We start from the raw sequence: 21,561 nt of genomic DNA on the forward strand, positions 1-21,561 counted from the left end.
AACACTCCTTAACACCGTTATCGATATTGGTTACATAATGGCTTTAATATTGTTAAGGTGTCAACGTGATTTTGAATCGAGAGACGATCGCACGCGCCGGCCTGGCCCTGTTGGACCAGAAGGGCAGTGACGGACTCACCATGCGCGCGCTCGCCGCCTCGCTCGGCGTGCAGGCCCCGGCTCTCTACTGGCACGTGAAGAACCGGCGCGAGCTCATCGACCTCATGGGCGAGGAGATCATGCGCGATGCCCACGAAGCCTTCGACCAGACCTCCGCACCGTGGGATGTCTTCCTGGCCAACGGAGCCCGCGCCATGCGGCAGGCGATGCTGCGATATCACCAGGGTGCCCGGATCCTGGCGGGCACGTTCGTGGCCAACGGCGGGGAGGTGCTCGAACCTCTCCTGGACACCATGACCGCGGCCGGGTTCACCGTACGTGAGGCCGCCCGGCTATCGCCCGTGATTTATCACTACACAATCGCTTTCACCATCGAGCAGCAGGCCCGCGACGGCTCGGAGTATCCCGGGCCCAACCCGTACACCGAGGAGAATCTGCTCGCCAAGATCGACCTGCACAAATACCCGACGATCACCGAGGCGTTCGCCGAACTCTATGATCCGGACTTCGATGCCGACTTCGAGGACGGCTTGCAGGTCATCATCGACGGCCTACGAGCACGACTTCGCGGGAAGCGTCCGTCGGCTCCTCTTCGAGAGACGGCTCGTCGCAGCTAGCTTCATCCGCGTCGCCGGGCACCGGCTCCTGGTTGCCATCGGTCTTCGAACGCGAGAATCGTTGGCGGAACCAGGGTTCCACGATCTGTGCGGGCCACCAGTTGGCCTGCCCGCACAGCACCACCAGGGCGGGAATGGTGATGGTGCGCACCAGGAAGGTGTCCAGCAACAGGCCCATGCCGATGATGAAGCCCGCCTCGACCATCGACTGCAGATTGCCGATCAACAGGCCGAACATCGACGCGGCGAAAATGACTCCGGCAGAGGTGATCACGCCACCGGTGGACTTGACTGTCTTGATGACGCCTGAGCGAATGCCATCCGGCGACTCGTCGCGGATGCGCGAGATGAACAGCAGGTTGTAGTCGGCACCCACCGCGACCAGCACGATGAAGGCCATTCCGGGCACACTCCAGCTCAGCGGCTGACCACCGATGAATTGGAACGCGATCACCCCGATACCGACCGCCGAGGCGTACGAAATGATCACCGAACCAATGAGATACAGCGGCGCCACGATGGCCCGCAGCAGCGCGACGAGAATGAGCAGCACCACGATCACCGTCAGCACGATGATGAAGCGCAGGTCGTGGTTGTAGTAGTTCCTGATGTCGTTGTACATCGCCGATAGCCCGGCCATCGAGATGGCCGCATCCGAGAGCGTGGTGTTGGGTTGCGCGCTCCGGGCCGCGTCCTGGATGGCACGCACCTGATCCATCGCCTCGGGACTGAACGGATTCAGGTTGCTCTGCACCAGGTAGCGCACCGCGTGCCCGTCGGCCGAAACGAAGGCCGCGGCAGCGGTTTTGAAGGAATCCTGGGTAAGCACCTGCTGCGGGATGTAAAAGCCCGACATCGATCCGGGTGCCGCGTCGCGCTTGGCGGCCACCAGCAGCGTCGAGGCATCGCCCAGCTGGCCGCCCATCTGTTTGGTCTGATCCACCAGCATCTGTACGCCCTCGGCCAACTGGGCGCTGCCGTCGGCCAACGAATTGACCCCGGTGAGGACCTCGGCGAACTTCTGCTGGATGCCGTAGGAGTCGGACAGGCCCAACCGGCGCAGATTCGTGTCAATGGAATTCAGGGCGGTCCGCAGCCGGGAGATGGTCGAGCTGATCTGTTTGTCGTTGTCGACCGACTTCAGCTCACGGCCGAGTTCGACGATCTTGTCCCTGGTGCCATCTTGTTTGGTCTCCAGGAACTTGTTCATCTCGTCTCGCGAGGAGCGGCACCCGGGGTCCATCTCGCAGGCCGGGTTGCCCACCAGCACGCGCGCGACGGGCTCGATCCAGCCGTACACCTCACTGGCGCTCTGGGCGTTGGCCTCGATGGCATCGCCGAGGGAATGCATGCTGGTGACCAGCTTGTCGACGGAGTCCAGGTCGGCCAGGGTGCCGGTCCTGCCGCTGCCGCGCAGCTGGGCCAGTACCTCGACCAGTGCACGCGCGGTACCCAACGAGTTCTTCACCGAATCGCGGACCTGACCGAGCTTGTCCGCCAAGGTGTGTCCGCCCGCCGCGAGTTTGTTCAAGTCCGCGGCCCTGGCGTCGATCAGATTCGAGGCATCACCCAGCTTCCCGCCGACCTCACCGGCCTGGTACGACAGCTTGGCCTCCTCGAGCGGTTCGCCCGTGGGGCGCGTGATGCCACGCACCTTGTCGACACCGGGTACCTGACTCACCCGCGCAGCCATCTGCTCAAGGTCGGCCAACCCCCGTGGCGTACGCAGATCATGCGACGACTTGATGTACAGGTACTGCGGCAGTGTCGAATTGACCGGAAAGTGCTTCTCGATCGCGGCGTAGCCCTGGTTGCTGTCGGCCCACGGTGGCAGGTTCTTGCGGTCGTCGTATCCGAATTTCACCATGGCACCGCAGGTGGCCAGGATGATCAGGATGACCAAGCTGACCGCCAGGTGCGCACCGGGCCGTTTGACGATGTTGATGCCCGACCGGTGCCAGATCTTGTTGGCGTAGGCCTTTCGCGGCTTCACCCAGCCTCGGCGCCCCACCAGGACCAACACCGCGGGCAGGAAGGTCACCGATGCCACGAACGCGATCAGGATGGACACGCTCAGGGCCGGGCCGACGGTGGACAGAATGCCCAGCTTGGTGAATCCCATGCCGAGGAAGGTCACCGCCACCGTCGCCGCCGAAGCCGCGACCACCTTGCCGATGGATTCCAGTGCGGCGGCCACCGCACTGTCTGAATCCATGCCCTGCTTGAGGTATTCGTGATATCGGCTGATGAGGAAGACCGCATAGTCCACCCCCGCGCCCATCATCATCGCGGTCATGAACGTCAGTGTCTGATTCGAGATGCTCAGACCCAGCTGCGCCAATCCCCCGACGGCGGCCTGCGCGATACCCAGCGAGACGCCCACCACGATGAGGGGAAGCATCATCGTCACCGGATTGCGATAGACGATCAGGAGGATGAGCAGAACCAAAGCAGCCGTGGTGATCTCGACCTTGTGCAGATCGCGCTCGCCGACCACCGTCAGGTCCCCGACGGTGGCGGTCGGCCCCGTCGTAAAGGCTTTCAGGGTGGTTCCCGCGGTGGCGTCCTTGATGATCTTCAGGGCGCCCACATAGGCCTTACCGGATTCGGGAGTGGCCAGTTCGCCCTGCAGTCCCACCGGCAGGTACCACGCCTTGCCGTCGGTGCTCGACATCATCTCGCGCAGCATCGGTTTCGTGATGAAGTCCTGCACCATGCTCACGTCGCGGGTGTCCTCACGCATTCGTGCCGCGAGAATCCGGTAGGTCTGTTCGTCCGCCGGAGTCAGCCCGTTCTCGTTGGTGAGGACGATCAGCAGGATGTTCTGCGCGCCCGACTCTTGGAACGATTCGACCATCTGCCGGGTGGTCTCCATGACAGGAGCGTCCTTGGGCAGGAGGTCGACAGGGTGGTCCTCGATCGCCTTCTGCAGCGAGGGCGCCGTCATGGCCAAGATCGCGGCCAAGGCGATCCACACCCCGATGATGACGACAGGGGCTCTCCGGACGATCCGTGCGATCAGTCCGTAGATACCACCTGTGTTCTCCGCCATGTCTACTCGATCACAGCGTGTAGGCCGAAGTCGTCGAGCGTCTCGGTGAGCAGATTGGTGAGGTCGGCGCGCGACTCGATCACGCCGGGTTGGTAGGCGACGACAGCCAGGAAGACCTTGTGGTTGACCCTCCCGGACGCGAGGAAGAGCTGCCCATAGGTGCTCAGCACCTTGTCGGGCCGCACCCTTTGCTCGGCCAATTTGCAGAAGATGTAGTCGGCGTCCGCCCCGTCGGGACGGTTCACCGCCGGGTCCAGCGGTCCGACATTCGAGCATCCGACGGGATAGTCGTTGTATTCCAACGCAACGTCGGCGAGCCGGCGCGCGGCTGCCTTCGGGATGAAGGGCGTCAGCGGTAGCAGCGCCCACTTCTCGTCGGGTGCATCCCGTAGCCCGGAGAGCACCTGCTTGGTGGCGCTCCGGATTCCACGCAGGTCGGTGGTCAGGTCCGCCGGATCGATCGCGAACATCACCGAGGTCATGGCGTTGGCACGGTTGTCGCCCTCCGTGCGTTCGTTGACCGGCATGGACAGCGTCACCTTGCCGCTCGGACCGAGCCGGCCAACCTTGGCAGCCAGCTGAGCCGCGAACGCGCCAACCAGTGAATTGCTGGTACCGCCGCGGCCGTGCGCGTGCGTGTCCCAATGGTTTTCGTCGAGGTACACGGTGACCGCGGGGACCTGATTCACGTGCACCTCGGTCGCGGGCCGGCCGGCGTGTTTGATGTCCTGGTGTCGGGAGCTCAGCAGTTTGGTGGCCTTGCGAAAGGCCCGCGCGGTATCGGGCAGGTCATGCCCGGTACGCCGCAAATCCTCCCGCATGCCCCGGAACCGCTTACGCGCCTGTGGCCTGGCGTAGCCCAGCGGCAGTTCGGCATCGTTGACGGCATCGGCGATGCCCCGGCACAGGCCCACGCCATCGGCGATGCTGTGCGAAACCACCAGGCTGACCGCGGTGGCACCATCGGTGAACCGGGTGACGCCGAGTCTCCAGGACGGACCGTGCTCAGGGTCGATCGGCAGCTGGGAGTGGCCGTATACCCAGTTCTGCAATTCGGCCCTCGGCAGCGGCGCGAGTTCCACGTCGATCGGATGACACGCCGGATCGAGTACCCACCGATGCCTACCAAAGGGCAAGCGGGAACGTTGGACTCGCCGCCCGAAGAGCCCCCGGCCGAGATTGGTGTGGAACCTGCGCAAACGGTCGGTATCGATATCGCGCTCGTAGACCCACACCATCTGGCTCAGCGTGGACATCTCGGTGGCGCGTAACCCGAGGAACGACGCTTGATCGACGAAGTCCAGATGAGCGATCGACGACGGTGCGGCGGACGCGCTGACCCGAGCCTCCGGGATCGTGGCCGTCATAGCGACTCTCCCGCCGGCGACACCCCCAACGTGGTGTAGAGCTCGTTGATCAGCCGCACACTCCGGGGATCGGCATCCGCCTTGGTCACGTCGAATTGGTTCATCACATACGAGTAGCCGATGCGGTGCTCCAGGTCGACAAACGCGTATGAACCGCCAGATCCGCCATGCCCGAACGTCTTCTGGTTGGGCCCGGCGTAGCAGCGCTGATTGAGCATGTAGCCCAGGCCCCATCCGTGATTGGCCACCCGGGGGCCCAGCACGACGTCGGGATCGAACCCGCCCTGCGATACCCGCACCACATCCATGTGGTCGTGGCTGAGCAGCTTGCCGAGCGCCATGGCGTTGTAGAAGGTGGCCATGCCCAGCGCGGACACGTGCGCGTTGGTGCCGGGGAACTCCAGGGCCCGCCACAGCGCAATGTCCCTACGGGCTATCTCGTCGTCGGGGATGAAGTCGCCCGAGATGAGCGGGCCCGCGAGCGGGTGGTCACTCATGCAGTCGAATTCTCCAGGAGCACCGCGGAATACGTCGCGCAGGTACGGCTTGTTGACCAGCTCGGCGCACCGGTGATGCTCGCTGTGCGGCAACCCGACGTGCACGTCCAGTCCGTACGGTTCGGCCACCTCGGTGCGCAGGAACTGTCCCAGCGTCTTACCCGTGGTCCGGCGGACCACCTCGCCGAGAATGAATCCGAACGTCGCCATGTGGTAACCCTGGGCGGTTCCGGGCTCCCACCACGGGGTTGCCCGCGCGATGTGCTCGCACACCTCGTCCCAGTTGGCCGCCTGCTCCGGTGTCAACCGGGTACGCGGCCCGATCACGCCCGAGCGGTGCCCGAGCACCATCGCCAGTGTGATGGATTCCTTACCGGCCTGGCCGAATTCGGGCCAGTACCGCGCGACCGGTGCATGCAGGTCGAGTACACCGCGCTCGATGAGCATATGGACGCAGGTACTCATCAGTCCCTTGGTCCCCGAATACACCGGCGCCAGAGTGTCTTCCGTCCACGGACGAGTGCGCGCCTCATCGGCCCAACCGGCCCAGAGGTTCACCACGAGTTCCCCATCGACCCAGATCGCTACGGCCGCGCCCAGCTCGTCGTTCTCCAGAAAGTTCAACGCGAAGGCGCGCCGGACGTTGTCGAAATCCGGTGAGCTGGTCCCATTCACCGCGACATCAAGGCTTGTGCTCATGACAATGCCAACCTTTCACTGCTGCTCAAATGCTGCGTGGTGCGGCCGCGACGCCGCGTTTCAGGAAACGAACTGTGACTGCGCGACACGCTGGTAAACCACGCGTGCTACTTCGAAGTAGCGCGACACAGATTCACGGGCGACGGCATTGTCGGGGAACGAGATCGTCAGGTTTGTTTCGTTCTCAAACCTGTTGACCCACATGCAGACCTGGTCGGAAGAACGGCTGTCCCCGTAGATTCCACCATTGATGCGATCCCATTCGGCACTGACCGGGATCTTGCGCGCGTCCAGGAAGGACACCATCGGGACCACGTACTCGGGAGCGGTCAGCCCCGAATCCGGACCCGCCAACTCCAGCACCCGTTCAAACGGCACCTTGGCCAGGGGCTGGCATTCGTCGAACGACTTCTGCGCGGACCGCGCGACGGTGGCGAAGGAGCCGTCCGCCAGGTCGACGACAAAGGGGATGAAACTCGCGTACCAGCCCACAGACATCTGCTCCTCGGCAGAGCTACGGGTGTCGTAGGGCGTGATGCCGTAGAAGGTGTCGGCACCGGTGAGCTCGCGGTCGATCAGCGCGGTACACGCGAACACGCCACCGCTGAATCGCACTCCCGCTTGTTCACAAGCCTTTTCGAACGCGACGGTCTCTTCGGCGTCCAACAGCGGTATGGCGACCATGGCGCCGACATTCAGAGCGGAGCGGTCGCCGAGCGGCAGCGCGAAGTCCGGCAAGGTGCCACCGTTGTCTCGCGCATACCGGGCCCAGGTCTGCACCTCGAACGAGTCGAGGGTCATGGCCTGGTTATGCGCGAACTCACGCGCGGAGAAATCCAGATACCCTGCCGGAGGCGGCAACTGCAGCGCCGAACCATGCACCAGGCTGGCGTACATCAGCTGGATCTCGACGTACAGGATGCCGGTGGACATGCCGTCGGTGTGCAGGTGGTCAACGCTGATGTACACCGTGAAGTGGTCCGCGCGCTGAATCACCCCGAAGGTGAAGCAATCCCAGGACAACGGGGTCCCGGAGGTGCGCAACAGGTGGGCACGGATCTCATCGGGCCCCTGTAACCCATGATCCTGCGGAACGAAATCGATGCTCTCCGGATCGTCGATCACGTGTCGCACGATGTTGTCCGCCGGGTCGAACTCGAACCAGGAGTGATAGGTGTCGTGCCGGCGCAGGTGAGCATTGATGGCGGCGGTCATGGCATCGACATCGCAGACACCGGGAACATCCCAGGAACCGATCCCGAGTCGAGCCATCTCACGATCCCGCCGGGCAAGATCCCGATACGAGCGCACATGCTGCGCCTGCTGATAGCTGGGTGGAACCGCGCTGGCGGGCGCCTGGGCCGCTACTTCACGGGCGCGTGGTGAAGCGCTCCATGAGATGACGGTCCCGGGCTTCGGGCGCCAGTCGTGGATCGTTCCAAGTGCAACCATCGTCCCTATCCCTGTGCAGCGATCTTATAAATCGACCGAGCCGAACTCGATTTTCCTGCCACATTGCAAGTGGCAAAGAGATTACCCATTGCGGGCAGCGTAGCGAACAAATATCGCGCAAAGGTACGTTACGTCAAAGAAATAGCTAGTGAACTGTGGGTAACGCCCCGTTAAGTTGATTTCTAGCAACTTCCCGAAAGTCTTACCGTAACCTATTCCCAGCAAATATAATTTGTCTACGGAAATACCGTATGACCTGGCTGTTCGCATCTGGCCACGCGAAGTACCAACAACTATGTCCGTAGTGCCTTCAGAGAACCTACGGGATCTGCGAGACAAATTGTGGGCCACGCCCCGCGCACGCTAGCTCTGTGGCGTGCACCACTGGGTTGTGGGACGGTGCGACCGCCACGCCCCCGACGGCCGTTGCCGACAGTCGGGCGTTCGCACGCCACCGGCCGCCGTAAAGGGCCCTGAAACGGCCTCAGCCGCCCACCCGGAAGGGTGAGCGGCTGAGGGGGCTGTTCGAGCCTGTTTACGCGTCCAGGAGCGACGCGGGCGGGTTGAAGCGGTCGCCGTACTTGGCGGCCAATTCCTTTGCCCGAGCGACGAACCCGGCTGTGCCCTTGAGGCCCTTACCGTCCTGGCTCTCGTATCCGACGATGTACTGGTGCACACCACCGGTCCACGCCGGGAAGCCGATGCCGAAGATCGAACCGATGTTGGCGTCGGCGGTCGAGGTCAGCACACCCTCGTCGAAACACTTCTGCGTCTCGATGGCCTCGGCGAACAGCATGCGCTCGATGAGGTCCTGCAGCGGCGGGTTGGCCGCATCGCTGCCCGCACGGGTGTTGAACGTCGTGCGCAGTCCAGGCCACAGCTCGGTGCGCTTGCCGTCCACGTAGTCGTAGAAACCGGCACCGCCGAGGCGGCCAGGACGGCCCGCTTCGACCAGGGTGTCGATGACACGGCCCGCAGGATCATCCGGCAGTTCCTTGCCCTCGGCCTTGGCTGCCTCCACAGTCTCCTTGCGGATCTTCTGCATCAGCGTCAGGTTCAGCTCATCCGAGAGCTGCAACGGCGGGGCCGGGTATCCGGCCTGGCTGCCGGCCTGCTCGATGGTCGCGGGCTCGATGCCCTCGGCCAGCATGGCGACGGCCTCGTTGACGAAGGTGCCGATGACGCGGCTGGTGAAGAAGCCACGGCTGTCGTTGACCACGATCGGCGTCTTCTTGATGGCCAGCACGTAGTCGAACACGCGGGCCAGCGCCTCGTCGGAGGTCTTCTCACCGCGGATGATCTCCACCAGCGGCATCTTGTCGACGGGCGAGAAGAAGTGGATACCGATGAAGTCCTCCTGGCGCTTCACACCCGACGCCAGCCCGGTGATGGGCAGGGTGGAGGTGTTGGAGCCAAGCAGTGCGTTGGGCTCGACGATGTCCTCGATCTCCTGGAACACCTTGTGCTTGAGCTCGGTGTTCTCGAAGACCGCCTCGATCACGAAGTCGACACCGGCCAGATCGGCGGGGTCGGCGGTCGGGGTGATCTTCGCCAGCAACGCAGCGGACTTCTCCGCAGTGGTCTTGCCGCGCGAAAGAGCCTTCTCCTCAATCTTTTCCGAGTAGGCCTTGCCCTTGGCAGCGGCCTCAGCCGAGACGTCCTTGAGCACGACGTCGTAACCGGCCTTGGCCGAGACGTACGCGATGCCGGCACCCATCATGCCCGCGCCCAGCACACCGATCTTCTTGATGTCCTGCTTGGCAATGCCATCCGGACGTGAACCGCCGCCGTTGATGGTCTGCAGGTCGAAGAAGAATGCCTGCGTCATGTTCTTGGCGACCTGACCGGTGGTCAGGCTGGTGAAGTAGCGGCTCTCGATGCGGCTCGCGGTATCGAAGTCCACCTGGGCACCCTCGACCGCGGCGGCCAGGATGGCCCGCGGGGCCGGCATCGGCGCGCCCTTGAGCTGCTTCTTCAGGTTCGACGGGAACGACGGCAGGATGGCCGCCAGCGCCGGGGTGGACGGGGTGCCGCCGGGGATCTTGTATCCCTTGACATCCCACCGCTGCACGGCCTCGGGGTTGGCCTTGATCCACGCCTTGGCGGCGGGGATCAACTCGTCGACGGAGCCGACCAGCTCATCGATCAGGCCGACTTCCTTGGCCTTGGTCGGGTTGAAGCGGGTGCCCTGGGCCAGCACGGTGACGAAGCCGTTCTGGATACCGAGCATGCGGGTCACACGAGTGACACCGCCACCGCCGGGCAGCAGACCCAGCGATACCTCGGGCAGACCGATCTGAGATCCCTTGACATCGGCCGCGATCCGGTGATGGGTGGCCAACGCGATCTCCAGGCCACCGCCGAGGGCGGCGCCGTTGATGGCTGCCACGACCGGACGACCGAAGGTCTCCAGCGTGCGCAGGTCCTTCTTGATCTCCTCGACCTCGTTGAAGGCCTCCTGGGCGTTCTCCGGCTGGATCTGGATGATCTTGGTCAGGTCACCACCGGCGAAGAAGGTCTTCTTGGCGCTGGTGATCACCACGCCGGTGATCGAATCCTTCTCTTCCACAAGGCGCTTGACGGCCGCGGCCATCGACTGCTTGTAGTCGTCGTTCATGACGTTGGCCGAGCCGTTGGGGTCGTCCAGGGTGAGAGTGACGATGCCGTCGGCATCCTTTTCCCACTGAATTGTGTTTGCAGACATAAGTTCTCGCTCCCTTAGCTCAGACTCGCTCGATGATGGTGGCCACGCCCATGCCGCCGCCGACGCACAGGGTGATGAGGGCGCGACGGAGGCCGCGACGCTCCAGCTCGTCGACCATGGTTCCGGTGATCATGGCGCCGGTGGCACCCAGCGGGTGGCCCATGGCGATGGCGCCGCCGTTGACGTTGAGCTTCTCGTCCGGGATGTTCAGGTCCTTCTGGAACTTCAGGACCACGGAGGCGAATGCCTCGTTGAGCTCGAACAGATCGATGTCGTCCACGGTCAGGCCGGCGCGGTCGAGCACCTTCTGGGTGGCCGGCGTCGGGCCGGTCAGCATGATGAGCGGCTCGCTGCCGGTGGTGGCGGTCGCCACGACCCGGGCACGCGGGGTCAGACCCTGAGACTTACCGGCCTCTTCGGAGCCCACCAACACCAGCGCGGCGCCGTCGACGATGCCCGAGCTGTTTCCGCCGGTGTGCACGTGGTTGATCTTCTCGACGTAGGTGTACTTGATGCGCGCCACGTCATCGAACCCGCCGAGGGCAGCCAGGCCCTCGAAGGCCGGCTTCAGCTTGCCCAGGTCCGCGGCGGTGGTGCCGGGACGCATGTGCTCGTCGTGATCCAGGATGAGCAGACCGTTCTGATCCTTCACCGGCACAACGGACTTGGCGAAGTAACCGCCGGACCACGCAGCCGCGGCGCGATCCTGCGAGCGGGCGGCGTAGGCGTCGACATCGTCACGGGTGAAGCCCTCGATGGTGGCGATCAGGTCGGCACCGATGCCCTGCGGCACGAAGGACACGTCGTAGTTGGTGGCCGGGTCCGAGGCCCAGGCGCCGCCATCGCTGCCCATCGGGACGCGCGACATGGACTCCACACCACCGGCGAGCACCAGGTCGTCCCAGCCGGAACGGACCTTCTGGGCCGCGATATTGACGGCTTCCAGGCCGGAGGCACAGAAGCGGTTGAGCTGCACGCCACCGACGGTGTCGGGCAGACCCGCGGCCAGCACGGCGGTGCGGGCGATATCGCCGCCCTGGTCACCGACGGGTGCGACGACGCCGAGCACGACATCGCTGATCAGATTCTCGTCCAGGTCAGGGAAGCGGCGGCGGATCTCGTCGATCAGGCCGACCACCAGGTTCAGCGGCTTGACCTCATTGAGGGCACCGCCGCGCTGCTTACCGCGAGGCGTGCGGATGGCCTCGTAGATGAATGCTTCAGTCATGGGTATACGTCCTTATAGGGGGTGCGTATGGGGCATGTGGTGCAAGGTGTGCCGGCCTGTGATTCCGGGTTGACTCCGGGTCAGTTTCGCCGAGACAGCCCTACGTTAGACCAGGACGGCGTCCCCATGGTAAGCAGCCCTCCCAACCCGTTGGTTGGGAATTCCACAAGGCTACTATCGAAGTGTGCTGTGGACTCGGTCGTTGTCGGCAAGACGCGTGTTCATCGGGTCTATTGCGGCACTTTCAATATTCGCCGTGTGGTGGGCGTGGCACTCGCGGAACGCGATGACTATTTACTGTCCGGCCGCGCCGCCGCCCCACGAGGCATTCCTCAGCCGTGATCCCCTGCCCAGCTGTGGAACTTTCGCCGCCAGGCTTGCAGAAGACATTCCCGACCGGTACCGCGAATGCATGACGCTGGCGCGAGACTCGAGCAAGGGCGCCGAACTCACCGTCGTGACCCACACCGCCAGCGGCGATCCGATCACAACCTATTACCGGGTCCGCGCTCCCGGACTCAATGGCGAGGCCTTCATCGACCACAGCACTCTGAGATCCCGTGGGACCGGATGGGATCACCTTTACTGCAGACCGATGCAGCGCGGCCAGCCCTGGTCGTGTTCGGTACCGCGATAGCCCCCTGGGGTCAGACCCCAGAGGAATAAGCACTTTGCGGTGCTTTTCGACGAGATTTCACCGAAATCTTCCGCAGCCGGGCCGTGGGCGGCAAGTGTGGAGCGATGCTCACACGACTCTGCACGGCGACGGCGGTCCTTGCCGTGGCGATGACCGGGTGCCCACCGCTGGCACAGGCCGAGCCGGAACCGCTTACCGCCGATGCCGCGTTCGAGCAGCGGGTGCCACTCCATTCATGCGGCCGGCTGCGCATGTTGCCACCGCCCCACGACATCCCGCCGGACTACCTGAACTGCATGCGCCAGGCCCGTGCCGCGGGTACCGGCGCCGAGCTGGTGACCACCGTCGCGAATTTCTTCCTTGAAGACACCACCACGTACTACCGCGTGTACAGCGCCGACCGGGACGTGGAGGTGTTCGTGGACAACAATGACCGAGGCAATCCCGGGTTCAGTCACTACTACTGCCCGATTCCGGATACCGACCTGTCCTTCGAACCGCCCAGCTGCTAGATCCGGCGGTAGGCTGCCCGGCATGGAGCCGGGGCACACCGAACACGGACCAGCGTGAATCCGAAGACCGTCGAGCGGTTGCGCCCTTTCGGCGCAACGATCTTCGCCGAGATGTCGGCCCTAGCCGTCCGACACGATGCGATCAATCTGGGTCAGGGCTTCCCCGATGAGGACGGGCCCGCCTCCATGCTCGATGCGGCACAGCAGGCCATCCGGTCCGGTCTCAACCAGTACCCGCCCGGGCTGGGCACTCCGGAACTGCGCCGCGCCATCACCGCCGACCGACTGGCCCGCTATGGCGAAGAGCTCGATCCAGACACCCAGGTGCTCGTCACCGTCGGCGCCACCGAAGCAATCGCGGGTGCATTGCTCGGACTCGTCGAACCCGGCTCCGAGGTCATCTTGATCGAGCCGTACTACGACTCCTACGCGGCGGTCGTAGCAATGGCGGGCGCGATCCGCGTGCCAGTACCACTTGTTCCCGACGATGCGGGCTTCGCCTTGGACACCGAAGCGCTCGCGGCGGCCATCACGCCACGGACGGCGGCATTGGTCATCAACTCGCCGCACAACCCGACGGGCAAGGTGTTCACCGATGCCGAGCTGGCGCGGGTAGCCGAGCTCGCGGTGGAACACGACCTGCTGGTCATCTCCGACGAGGTCTACGAGCGCTTACTCTTCGACGGGCGCACGCAGACTCCGATGGCCAGCCTGCCCGGGATGGCCGATCGCACCGTCACGATCTCCAGCGCCGCCAAGACGTTCAACTGCACCGGATGGAAGATCGGTTGGGCTTGTGGCACACCGGAGTTGGTTGCGGGTGTGCGCGCCGCCAAGCAATTCCTCTCCTATGTCGGCGGCGGGCCGTTTCAGCCCGCGGTGGCGGTGGCACTGGATACCGAACAAACATGGGTGAAAAACCTACGAGAGTCCTTGCAGCGCAGACGTGATCGACTCTCCTCGGCGCTGACCGGCCTGGGGTTCGAGGTGCACAGCAGCGAGGGCGGGTACTTTGTCTGCGCCGACCCGCGCCCCCTGGGGTTCAGTGACGGCGCGGAGCTCTGCCAACGCCTACCGGAAACCGTTGGCGTAGCCGCGGTTCCGGTAGGCGCTTTCTGTGACAAGTACTCCGATCAATGGAATCACTTGGTGCGGTTCACCTTCGCCAAGCGCGACGCGGTGATCGACGAGGCAATAGCCCGACTGGCGCGGCTAGGAACCTAGGCCGGTCGCCACCTCGTCGGGACGCCGCCGGGCCTTGGCCAGCCCCGGCAGGACCTTGATGAACTCGGTGATCTCCCCCACCGCACGTCGCGCATCCGGGTTCGTCATCGCGAACACCTGGAACACGTGAATCGCACGGTCGAAGATCTGCAAGCGCACCGGAACCCCGGCCGCGACAAGACGTTCCGCGAGCAGCTCGGAGTCCGGACGCAGCGCCTCCTGCGAGCCCACCTGCAACAGGAACGGACCCAGGCCCGTCAGGTCCGCATCTGCCGGACACGGCCCCGGCTCCCGCGCGCCGTTGCGCAGCAGAAAGACCTCGTTGATCATCCTCAGGAAATCCACCGGGAACATGGCATCGCCAACACGCTTGCCGACAGCGTATTTGGGCTCCATGTCGTTACTGGTCGCCGCCGAGATCAGCACACAGCCCGCGGGTGGCGTCAGTCCCTGATCCCGCACCGCGATGGCCGTCATGGCCGCCAGGAAGCCACCCGCGGAATCACCCGCGAGCACGATGTTGTCGGGGTCGACGCCCTGGCTCAGCACATAGCGGTACGCATCGACGCCGTCGGCGACGGCATCCTCCACCAGATTGCGTGGGCACAACCGGTAACCCACACTCAACGCCCGCGCACCGGAGTCGCGCGCGATGTGACTGACCAGAGGCCGGTGGCTGTTGATCCCCAGGGCGATGAATGCCGACCCGTGGAAGTAGATGACCACCGGGGCGTCGGCCGACGAACCGGGCCCCGACTCGTTCTTGGCGTTCCACGTCCACTCGGCCGGGCAGTTCGGCAGCTGAACACGCTCGGTGCGGGTTCCGGCTACGCCCGGCACCCAGCCCATGAAACGTTCCAGTCCGTCGTAACGCCGGTTCAACAGGGCATCCGGGAACCGGCGGTTGACGGCCAACATCAGCCGGGTCAATGCGTACAGACCGGGCTTACCCACCGCCTTGAACAGGTAGGTCTCGGCCACCGAATGCCAATTGGCCTTGCCCATCCACTCCGGTCCGGCGTACGTCACCGCAGCCAGCTGGGATTCGGCGGCATGTCGGGCAGTGGTCATCGAGCCTCCTCGTAGCGTCATTGCTTTGGAGCGAGACTACCAGTACCTAGTACTAGCAATCTCAGCTAAATCACCAGCCGATATCGGTGAGCTCTGTCGTGTCCTTCGGCGGCGCCTCGATCGGCCCACTCGGCGTCCGCGAAAAACGCGGAGCCGGCGCGGCCTGGGTCACTCCGTTGACATCGACAATCGTGCCGCGATCACGAAGATGCTCATTCTGCTTGGCCTCGCTCCAGGTGAGCACCGGCGAGACGCACGCGTCGGTGCCGATGAAGATCTCGGTCCACTCGTCACGCGTCTTGGTCTTGAAAGCATCGTCGAACATCTTGCGCATCTCGGGGTAGCGTGCCTTGTCGAGCTGGAACGGAACACTCTCGGGATCCAGCCCCAGGCCCTGCACCAGGATCGCGAAGAACTGCGGCTCAATCGATCCCACCGCCATGTACTTGCCGTCGGAGGTCTCGTAGGTGCCGTAGAACGGCGAGCCGCCGTCGAGTAGCCCGGCCTCACGCTCGTCGAACAGCAGGCCGTTGTTGTACATGGTCCATTGCATCTGAGCCAACTGGCTGACACCGTCGACCATCGCGCCGTCAATGACCTGCCCCGTGCCCGACTTCTCACGCTCGTACAGCGCGGCCAGAATGCCCTGCACCAAAAGCATTGAGCCACCGCCGAAATCCGCGACAAGATTCATGGGCGGCATCGGCGGGCGGTCCTTGTAGCCCATCGATCCCAGCGCGCCGGTCAACGACAGATAGTTGATGTCGTGCCCGGCACGCTCAGCCATCGGGCCGTTCTGGCCCCAGCCGGTCATCCGGGCGAAGATCAGCCGCGGGTTGCGCTTGGCGCACTCTTCGGGCCCGATCCCAATACGCTCACACACTCCGGGCCGGAACGGATCCAGCAGCACATCGGCCTTGTCGACCAGGGCCAGCAACGCCTCGGGATCCTTCTTGACATCCAGGTTGACCAGGCGCTTGCCGCGATGGAACAGATCGGATTCCTCGGCGGGGATCGCAAGTCCACCCGGCCGGCGCACCCGGATGACGTCTGCACCCAAGTCCGACAACATCATCGCCGCATGAGGCCCGGGGCCGATGCCACCGAGCTCGATCACCTTTACGCCCGCAAGAGGGCCTGTCTTGACGCCAGTGTCAGCCATGGGGCCACCCTAGCCAGTCAACCCGTTGGTTGGGAAGTGCGGCTAGAGCGAAGACGAGATGGCGGGTGACGAGGTTTGTGCGGGTGCCGGTACCGGAGTCGGGGTGGGGAAATTGGGTATCACCGGCCGCGACGTGCTCGGTGCCGCCGGGGCATCCGACGCCGGCGGCGGGCCGGGCGGCGGGGTGTACTCGTACGCGGGCAGCGGCGCGGGTGGTGGATGGTCGTCGTCCTCCCGCCAGTGCGTCGACTCGAACAGGTCGATCACCTTGCCGAGATCGTGCAGCCGCAGCGCCGGCGGACGGCCCCCACGCGCGTCTCTGATGCGCTGCGCTTCCCAGGCGACGAGGCATTGCGCGGTCGGCGTGTTGTACAGGCTTTCCAGGAAGGGAGTCAATGCTTTTGCGAGATCACCCTCGGCCTTGAGGACATCGTTCCGGTACGGGCCGTAGTACGGAAGGATCGCCTCCAGAACGCGCACCATGATGGTCTGGAAGCGCGTGACGAACTGGTCGATCATCCACGGATGCCGGGACAACAATGGGGAGATCCGGGCCAATACCGGGCCCATCATCTTCAGAATCGGCTCATAGGCGGTGGCCGGGGCGAATGCCTCCGACGAGAACACACCCGCTGCCGGTGCCACATCGATCAGCGAGGCCAATCCACCCTGCTCATCCGGACCGGGCGCCGGCCAACCGAAAGGGCAGGGCTGGGCCACGGATATCGGCAGACCGCGATCGGTGACCGAGGGCAGCGCGCCAAATGGCCCCGCCGCGACCGGACCCGGCGGATGCGAGGGTGGCTGAGGACGGGGCAGCGGCGCCACCAACTGCGGCCCCGGCGGTGGCACCGGAATCGGGATGGCGCCCTCGGGAATCGATCCGTCACGGTTCACAATCTGATACCCGACGATGGGCGCACGCGCAGGTGAATACGACAGTTGGGTAATGGCGGCCACGCTGCCGATTACGGTAATGGCAGCGAATGTCCTTACCGCGATGCCGAATACACGTTCTTTCGAGGGCTTGCGGCTGATGGTGGTGGCGGTGATCGGCGCCGTCTCTTCGGCGGGAGTTGCGCTCATCGATCCTTCACCACCCCTTCAAGGTGCCAGACCCCGGTGAAGCTGTTGAACGGGCCACCCACAATGAGGCTCGTCCAATCGAGGGTGAACTTCTTGGTGTCTTTGTCGTAAGTACCTGTGGCCTTGGGGCTTTCGCCATCCACGGAATCGTGACCGACCCAACGTCCGGCGACGAACTCCCAGACCTGCTTGGCGCGGGCCTCACCGGGAATCTGGGCCTGCTCCTTGGCTTTCGGCTTGGGAGCACCCTGGTTGAACTCCTGCCGGTTCCATGAAGCGGCCCACGCGGACAGGTCCGCGGAGATCGTGTCTCCCGCGACCGTCGCGGTGGGCGCCGACAGCTCGCGCTGAGTCTGCGGGTCAATCTTGTTCGTGGATATGCCGAATTCGATGTTGAAGAACTTGGTGGGCTGGGTCACCCGGGCCGCCAGCGAGTAACCGGTGGCCTCGTCGAACGCCGGGTCCGGTTCACCCTGGTAGTCACCCAGAACCAGCCCGCCATCCGCGCCCGGCGAGAGCAATGTTGCAGCCCCCTGCGGCACAGGCGAATTGGCGTTCGGCATGAACGGGCCCTCTTGTGGGTTACCGCCCGGCTGCACCATCTTGAACCAGGTGCCACTGAGCTTGTTGCCCTCGATCTTGCCGGGCTCCAAGGCCAACAGCCCCTTGAGGGCGGATTCGGCCGGCTTCTCCGACGCGCAGGCGGGCGCAGTCACCAGCACGGTGGCCGTCACCGCCACCCCGAGCACACAACGCAGCATCGTTTTCGTCGTCACTTTGTGTTGGGCCATCGAAGAACCCCTTTCGCGTCGAGGGCGACCACAGCCGCCAATACACCGGGTACGAGAAAGAACCACCCGAAGTAGTCGAATGACCGGAATCCCAGGGGGGCGGTGATCCGGTCGAGCGCCACCACCCTGCCGACGTTGTCCACGTTGTCAGCCATCACGCCGATCAGAGAAGCGAAATCCGCTGTCATCGGCTGCCACTGGGAGACAAACGCATCAATACCCGGAACCGCGCGGGCCGGATCGTGTCGCCGCAGATCACCAAGGAACTGGGTGTCCAATTCCCCCTCCGCCGCGACCAGCACCACGAAATGCTGCTGCACGGCTGCGACCCGCTCATGGGTCATGATCGGGGTGAACGCATCAATGAGCTGCGCACCCGCCGGAGCCCGGGAAAAGAGCCCGTCCGCGAACGGCACGGCGATCAGCACTGCAGCCGCCAGCACCGCCAGCGCCCTCGCACCGAAGGCCTTCTCGCCCTCACGCGTGCGCCGAAGGCCCCAGACACCGGCCCCGACCAGGACCAGCCCAGGCACCGCCAGCAGGAACGGCAATACGTCAAAGGGGCCCACTGCCCGCAATTGCTCGTAGTTGCGCACCTGACCATCCACCGCGTCCAACAGAGCGTTCATGTCTTGTCGAATCGACGGATATTGCGTGACAAAGGAATCCAGCCGCTCGTAGCGTCCGCCCGCGGCCACCTGAGTCGCCTGCACATCGGCGCGCGCCGCATCGACGGTGTCCAGGTAACCGCGGAACTTGACGAGCACCTCCGAGGAGACAAACGGACGGAACTCGGTGAGCAACTGCTGACCACCGGCGGCCCGCGTGAACATGCCGGTGATCACCGGCAGTACGAACAGCAGCACACCCAGTGCGATGAGCGCGATGAACGGCCACCGGGGCTTTGGCGCCGGTCCGGCCTCCGCCACCACCGCTTCTTCGCCGACAACATCGGCGTAGGACGGTAGGGCGATGCCGGCTGGCCCAGCATCGGCGCCTAATCCTCTTCGCGCCAGCGGCTCATCGGCCACGGCTGAAGATCCGCTCCCCCACCACAAACAAGATTCCCCCACCGATGGCCACGAAGACCAGCAGCGCGATGACCCACGGCGGGGTCACCGTGCGCGGGTTGTCATCAACGGGCAACGCGATGAGTTGCTGACCCGCCGACAGCGGCGGCGGCGAGGCGAACTGTTGCCCTGCCTGGACCACCACTTGTCCCGGGGCCGGAGCCACCGGTGCCGCGGCAGCCGGCGGTGCATCCGGCGGAGGCGGCGCGCCCGGTGCCGGCGCAGGCGCCGGTGCAGCGGCCGCACCACCGGCACCACCCCCTACCTTGCCGACCAGGTGCCACAGCCCGGTGAAGTCGTTGAAGGGACCTCCGACGATCTGGCTGGTCCACTCGAGGATGAAGGCACCTGAGCCGCGGTCGTAGGTGCCGGTCACCGCCGTGGTCTTACCGGGAAGTGCGCCACCGGGTTTCGGTGCTCCCTGGTTGAAAACCTGGTTGTTCCACGTCACGCCGAAGGCACTGAGGTCACCGCCGAGCTTGTCGCCGCTCACCGTGATCTGCGGGGTGGAGGTCCCCTGCCCGGTCTGCGGATCCGTCTGGTTGGAGGCAGTCGCAAAGCCCACGCCGTAGAACTTGACCGGCTGAGTAATACTGCCGGACACCGCATTTCCGTTTCCGTCGAAGGCGCTGGCAGGCTGCGGCTGATACTCGCCCGACTTCAGACCGCCATCGGTGCCCGGTGCCAGCAAGGTGACCGTGTTATCCGAGCATGTCGAATCGCCATTTGCCAGGTAGGGACCGGAAGCGTCACCGGCGGGCAGGATCATGCGGAAATAGGAACCCGTGGCGCGACCTTCTGCGCAGCTGCCGGGTGTCAACGCGAACAGTCCGTTCAGCGGTGTCGCCGTATCGGCGACCGCCGGATAGGTGGCAGGCGACATCGCCGCGGCTGCCACGACCAGGGCGACCGTCGCGCGGCGGGTGAGATGCTTAATCATCGGTGTCCTATTGCATGCTTATTGCACTGTTGCTCTGACCCGTAGCACGAGCTGGGAACGGCGCAAACGTATGAAGGTCCCCATGGCGCGTCAATGGCAACGCCCAGCAACCGATATCTAGCCTGGTGGCGTTCCCCCAGGTGGTGGGCGTGCAACCCTATGGACGGTCGTTCGATTCACCCCGAGCCGATTCGGGTCACATTCGTTATCGCCACTGGCCGGTGGTAGCTTGCTCGGCATGGCACAGGCCGGGTGGCGCACGATTGCCACGCTGCTGATCCTGCTGGCGCTCGCCGGGTGTTCTCGCGATCAAAGTCCGGCGCCTAGGCCCACCATCGTGCAGGGGCCCGATGGTTTCCCGGTCAGCATCCCGCACCGGTACGGCGGTACCTACCTGGTGTCGCGGCCCGATCGCGTCGTCACGCTGGGATGGAACGACCAGGACCTGGTGCAGTCGTTGGGCACCAAGCCGGTCGGTGTCCGGTTCACACTGCCGGAATACCCCACGTATCCCTGGGTACCTCCCGAGGTCTCAGGTCCACCCGTCGTGTCGGGCGTGGAATTGAACTTCGACGCCATCGCGGCCGCGAAACCGGATGTCATCGTGGCCATCGGGGCCGATATCGATAGACCGAGCTACGACCGACTCACCCGGATCGCACCGACGGTTGTCTCCGAAGATCGCGTCGACCGGGCCGAAACGCCTTGGTACAACCAGCTCTTCACTATCGGCAAGGCTCTCGGCAAGTCCGATCAGGCGCGCATCCGATCCGAAGAGGTCGGGAGCCGGTACAACCAGGTACGTGGCGGGCACCAATATTGGGTCAACCGCACGGCCGCCGTCGATTGGGTTGCCGACGGGCAAGGCAGCGTCTTGGTCGGCTTCCGCGATCCGCGGCGGGCGGTCTTCGACGGTCTGGGATTCCTGAGCCAGCGCTATGCCGGGCCTGTACCCGACAACGAGTTGAAGGCCAAGGCCGACGAAGACCTCCTCGTGGTGGTGGGGGCTACCGAACAACAAGCCAAATCCACGGCCGGCCTGGCTGACCTTCGCGCCGTCACCGAGGGACGCGCCATCTACATCCCGGCGGACAGCCCGGTGGTGAGTGCCCTGCGACTCGGTGGTCCGCTGGCGCGGATCTACGCCCTTGAACAGCTGACGCCACAACTGGAAAAGGCGTTGAAGCCACCTCCACCGCGATAACCGGCAGTCCCTTTCTCCGCGTGTGAGCTACCAGCGCGCGCACTCAACTCGTCTGTGCGACGTAGCTCGACGGCACCCATCACGTGCGTGCTACCGTCCTAATCGCTTGATTGAATCAGTCGATAGAA

General features: G+C 64.5%; 17 protein-coding genes. 5 read left to right on the forward strand and 12 right to left on the reverse strand.

All coding sequences use genetic code 11. The features are described from left to right. Positions 1 to 65: 65 nt before the first annotated feature. Positions 66 to 737: a TetR/AcrR family transcriptional regulator C-terminal domain-containing protein gene (locus B4393_RS10905; protein WP_078334167.1), complete on the forward strand. Its 672-nt coding sequence runs from the start codon at positions 66 to 68 to the stop codon at positions 735 to 737. On the opposite strand, the gene B4393_RS10910 is transcribed toward B4393_RS10905, so the two are convergent. The 6 genes from B4393_RS10910 to B4393_RS10935 form a co-directional block, all read right to left on the reverse strand. After that, positions 661 to 3,789: an MMPL/RND family transporter gene (locus B4393_RS10910; RefSeq protein WP_078334168.1), complete on the reverse strand. Its 3,129-nt coding sequence runs from the start codon at positions 3,787 to 3,789 to the stop codon at positions 661 to 663. The genes B4393_RS10905 and B4393_RS10910 overlap by 77 nt on opposite strands. 2 nt (positions 3,790 to 3,791) lie before the next feature. Beyond that, positions 3,792 to 5,156 (reverse strand): hypothetical protein, encoded by a 1,365-nt coding sequence (locus tag B4393_RS10915; RefSeq protein ID WP_078334169.1) that lies wholly within the window; start codon positions 5,154 to 5,156, stop codon positions 3,792 to 3,794. Then, positions 5,153 to 6,352 (reverse strand): serine hydrolase domain-containing protein, encoded by a 1,200-nt coding sequence (locus tag B4393_RS10920; RefSeq protein WP_078282587.1) that lies wholly within the window; start codon positions 6,350 to 6,352, stop codon positions 5,153 to 5,155. The genes B4393_RS10915 and B4393_RS10920 overlap by 4 nt, the downstream gene beginning before the upstream one ends. A gap of 60 nt (positions 6,353 to 6,412) precedes the next feature. After that, positions 6,413 to 7,804 (reverse strand): condensation domain-containing protein, encoded by a 1,392-nt coding sequence (locus B4393_RS10925; RefSeq protein WP_078334170.1) that lies wholly within the window; start codon positions 7,802 to 7,804, stop codon positions 6,413 to 6,415. Between the two features lie 535 nt (positions 7,805 to 8,339). After that, entirely contained in the window at positions 8,340 to 10,508 is a 2,169-nt protein-coding gene (locus tag B4393_RS10930; RefSeq protein ID WP_078334171.1) for a 3-hydroxyacyl-CoA dehydrogenase NAD-binding domain-containing protein, read from the reverse strand. A gap of 19 nt (positions 10,509 to 10,527) precedes the next feature. Beyond that, positions 10,528 to 11,736 (reverse strand): acetyl-CoA C-acetyltransferase, encoded by a 1,209-nt coding sequence (locus B4393_RS10935; RefSeq protein ID WP_078312898.1) that lies wholly within the window; start codon positions 11,734 to 11,736, stop codon positions 10,528 to 10,530. A 286-nt stretch (positions 11,737 to 12,022) separates the two neighbouring features. Here B4393_RS10935 and B4393_RS10940 point away from each other — a divergent pair, with 286 nt between their 5' ends. The 3 genes from B4393_RS10940 to B4393_RS10950 all read left to right on the forward strand — a co-directional run bounded on the left by B4393_RS10940 (position 12,023) and on the right by B4393_RS10950 (position 14,109). Then, entirely contained in the window at positions 12,023 to 12,373 is a 351-nt protein-coding gene (locus B4393_RS10940; protein WP_078334172.1) for a hypothetical protein, read from the forward strand. Between the two features lie 104 nt (positions 12,374 to 12,477). Next, the gene (locus B4393_RS10945; RefSeq protein ID WP_078334433.1) at positions 12,478 to 12,885 is read left to right on the forward strand and encodes a hypothetical protein; all 408 of its coding nucleotides are present in this window, start codon (positions 12,478 to 12,480) and stop codon (positions 12,883 to 12,885) included. Between the two features lie 54 nt (positions 12,886 to 12,939). Next, on the forward strand, positions 12,940 to 14,109 hold the full coding sequence (locus B4393_RS10950; RefSeq protein WP_078334173.1) for a pyridoxal phosphate-dependent aminotransferase: 1,170 nt from the start codon (positions 12,940 to 12,942) through the stop codon (positions 14,107 to 14,109). Here B4393_RS10950 and B4393_RS10955 read toward each other — a convergent pair. From B4393_RS10955 to B4393_RS10980, 6 genes are all read right to left on the reverse strand, one after another. Beyond that, on the reverse strand, positions 14,098 to 15,180 hold the full coding sequence (locus tag B4393_RS10955; RefSeq protein WP_078334174.1) for an alpha/beta hydrolase: 1,083 nt from the start codon (positions 15,178 to 15,180) through the stop codon (positions 14,098 to 14,100). The genes B4393_RS10950 and B4393_RS10955 overlap by 12 nt on opposite strands. A 70-nt stretch (positions 15,181 to 15,250) precedes the next feature. Then, on the reverse strand, positions 15,251 to 16,342 hold the full coding sequence (locus B4393_RS10960; protein ID WP_078282580.1) for a CaiB/BaiF CoA transferase family protein: 1,092 nt from the start codon (positions 16,340 to 16,342) through the stop codon (positions 15,251 to 15,253). 42 nt (positions 16,343 to 16,384) lie between these two features. Next, positions 16,385 to 17,428 carry a hypothetical protein gene (locus tag B4393_RS10965; RefSeq protein ID WP_078334175.1) on the reverse strand — a complete coding sequence of 348 codons (1,044 nt, stop codon included), beginning with the start codon at positions 17,426 to 17,428 and terminating at the stop codon, positions 16,385 to 16,387. After that, on the reverse strand, positions 17,425 to 18,219 hold the full coding sequence (locus B4393_RS10970) for a hypothetical protein (protein WP_078334176.1): 795 nt from the start codon (positions 18,217 to 18,219) through the stop codon (positions 17,425 to 17,427). The genes B4393_RS10965 and B4393_RS10970 overlap by 4 nt, the downstream gene beginning before the upstream one ends. Beyond that, the gene (locus B4393_RS10975; protein WP_413816144.1) at positions 18,201 to 19,250 is read right to left on the reverse strand and encodes a hypothetical protein; all 1,050 of its coding nucleotides are present in this window, start codon (positions 19,248 to 19,250) and stop codon (positions 18,201 to 18,203) included. Before B4393_RS10975 ends, B4393_RS10970 begins: the two co-directional genes overlap by 19 nt. Further along, positions 19,240 to 20,229: a hypothetical protein gene (locus B4393_RS10980; protein WP_078334177.1), complete on the reverse strand. Its 990-nt coding sequence runs from the start codon at positions 20,227 to 20,229 to the stop codon at positions 19,240 to 19,242. The genes B4393_RS10975 and B4393_RS10980 overlap by 11 nt, the downstream gene beginning before the upstream one ends. A gap of 238 nt (positions 20,230 to 20,467) precedes the next feature. Here B4393_RS10980 and B4393_RS10985 point away from each other — a divergent pair, with 238 nt between their 5' ends. Next, positions 20,468 to 21,433, forward strand: a complete 966-nt coding sequence (locus B4393_RS10985) for an ABC transporter substrate-binding protein (RefSeq protein ID WP_078334178.1) — start codon at positions 20,468 to 20,470, stop codon at positions 21,431 to 21,433. Positions 21,434 to 21,561: the final 128 nt, after the last annotated feature.

The sequence above is a fragment of the Mycobacteroides franklinii genome, assembly GCF_002013895.1.
Lineage (GTDB): Bacteria > Actinomycetota > Actinomycetes > Mycobacteriales > Mycobacteriaceae > Mycobacterium > Mycobacterium franklinii.

Coding starts and splice junctions, on each gene's coding strand:
- B4393_RS10940 (WP_078334172.1), top strand. CDS start 12,023: ATGACTATTTACTGTCCGGCCGCGCCGCCGCCCCACGAGGCATTCCTC.
- B4393_RS10920 (WP_078282587.1), bottom strand. CDS start 6,352: ATGAGCACAAGCCTTGATGTCGCGGTGAATGGGACCAGCTCACCGGAT.
- B4393_RS10980 (WP_078334177.1), bottom strand. CDS start 20,229: ATGATTAAGCATCTCACCCGCCGCGCGACGGTCGCCCTGGTCGTGGCA.
- B4393_RS10910 (WP_078334168.1), bottom strand. CDS start 3,789: ATGGCGGAGAACACAGGTGGTATCTACGGACTGATCGCACGGATCGTC.
- B4393_RS10985 (WP_078334178.1), top strand. CDS start 20,468: ATGGCACAGGCCGGGTGGCGCACGATTGCCACGCTGCTGATCCTGCTG.
- B4393_RS10915 (WP_078334169.1), bottom strand. CDS start 5,156: ATGACGGCCACGATCCCGGAGGCTCGGGTCAGCGCGTCCGCCGCACCG.
- B4393_RS10945 (WP_078334433.1), top strand. CDS start 12,478: ATGCTCACACGACTCTGCACGGCGACGGCGGTCCTTGCCGTGGCGATG.
- B4393_RS10925 (WP_078334170.1), bottom strand. CDS start 7,804: ATGGTTGCACTTGGAACGATCCACGACTGGCGCCCGAAGCCCGGGACC.
- B4393_RS10955 (WP_078334174.1), bottom strand. CDS start 15,180: ATGACCACTGCCCGACATGCCGCCGAATCCCAGCTGGCTGCGGTGACG.
- B4393_RS10960 (WP_078282580.1), bottom strand. CDS start 16,342: ATGGCTGACACTGGCGTCAAGACAGGCCCTCTTGCGGGCGTAAAGGTG.
- B4393_RS10930 (WP_078334171.1), bottom strand. CDS start 10,508: ATGTCTGCAAACACAATTCAGTGGGAAAAGGATGCCGACGGCATCGTC.
- B4393_RS10935 (WP_078312898.1), bottom strand. CDS start 11,736: ATGACTGAAGCATTCATCTACGAGGCCATCCGCACGCCTCGCGGTAAG.
- B4393_RS10965 (WP_078334175.1), bottom strand. CDS start 17,428: ATGAGCGCAACTCCCGCCGAAGAGACGGCGCCGATCACCGCCACCACC.
- B4393_RS10970 (WP_078334176.1), bottom strand. CDS start 18,219: ATGGCCCAACACAAAGTGACGACGAAAACGATGCTGCGTTGTGTGCTC.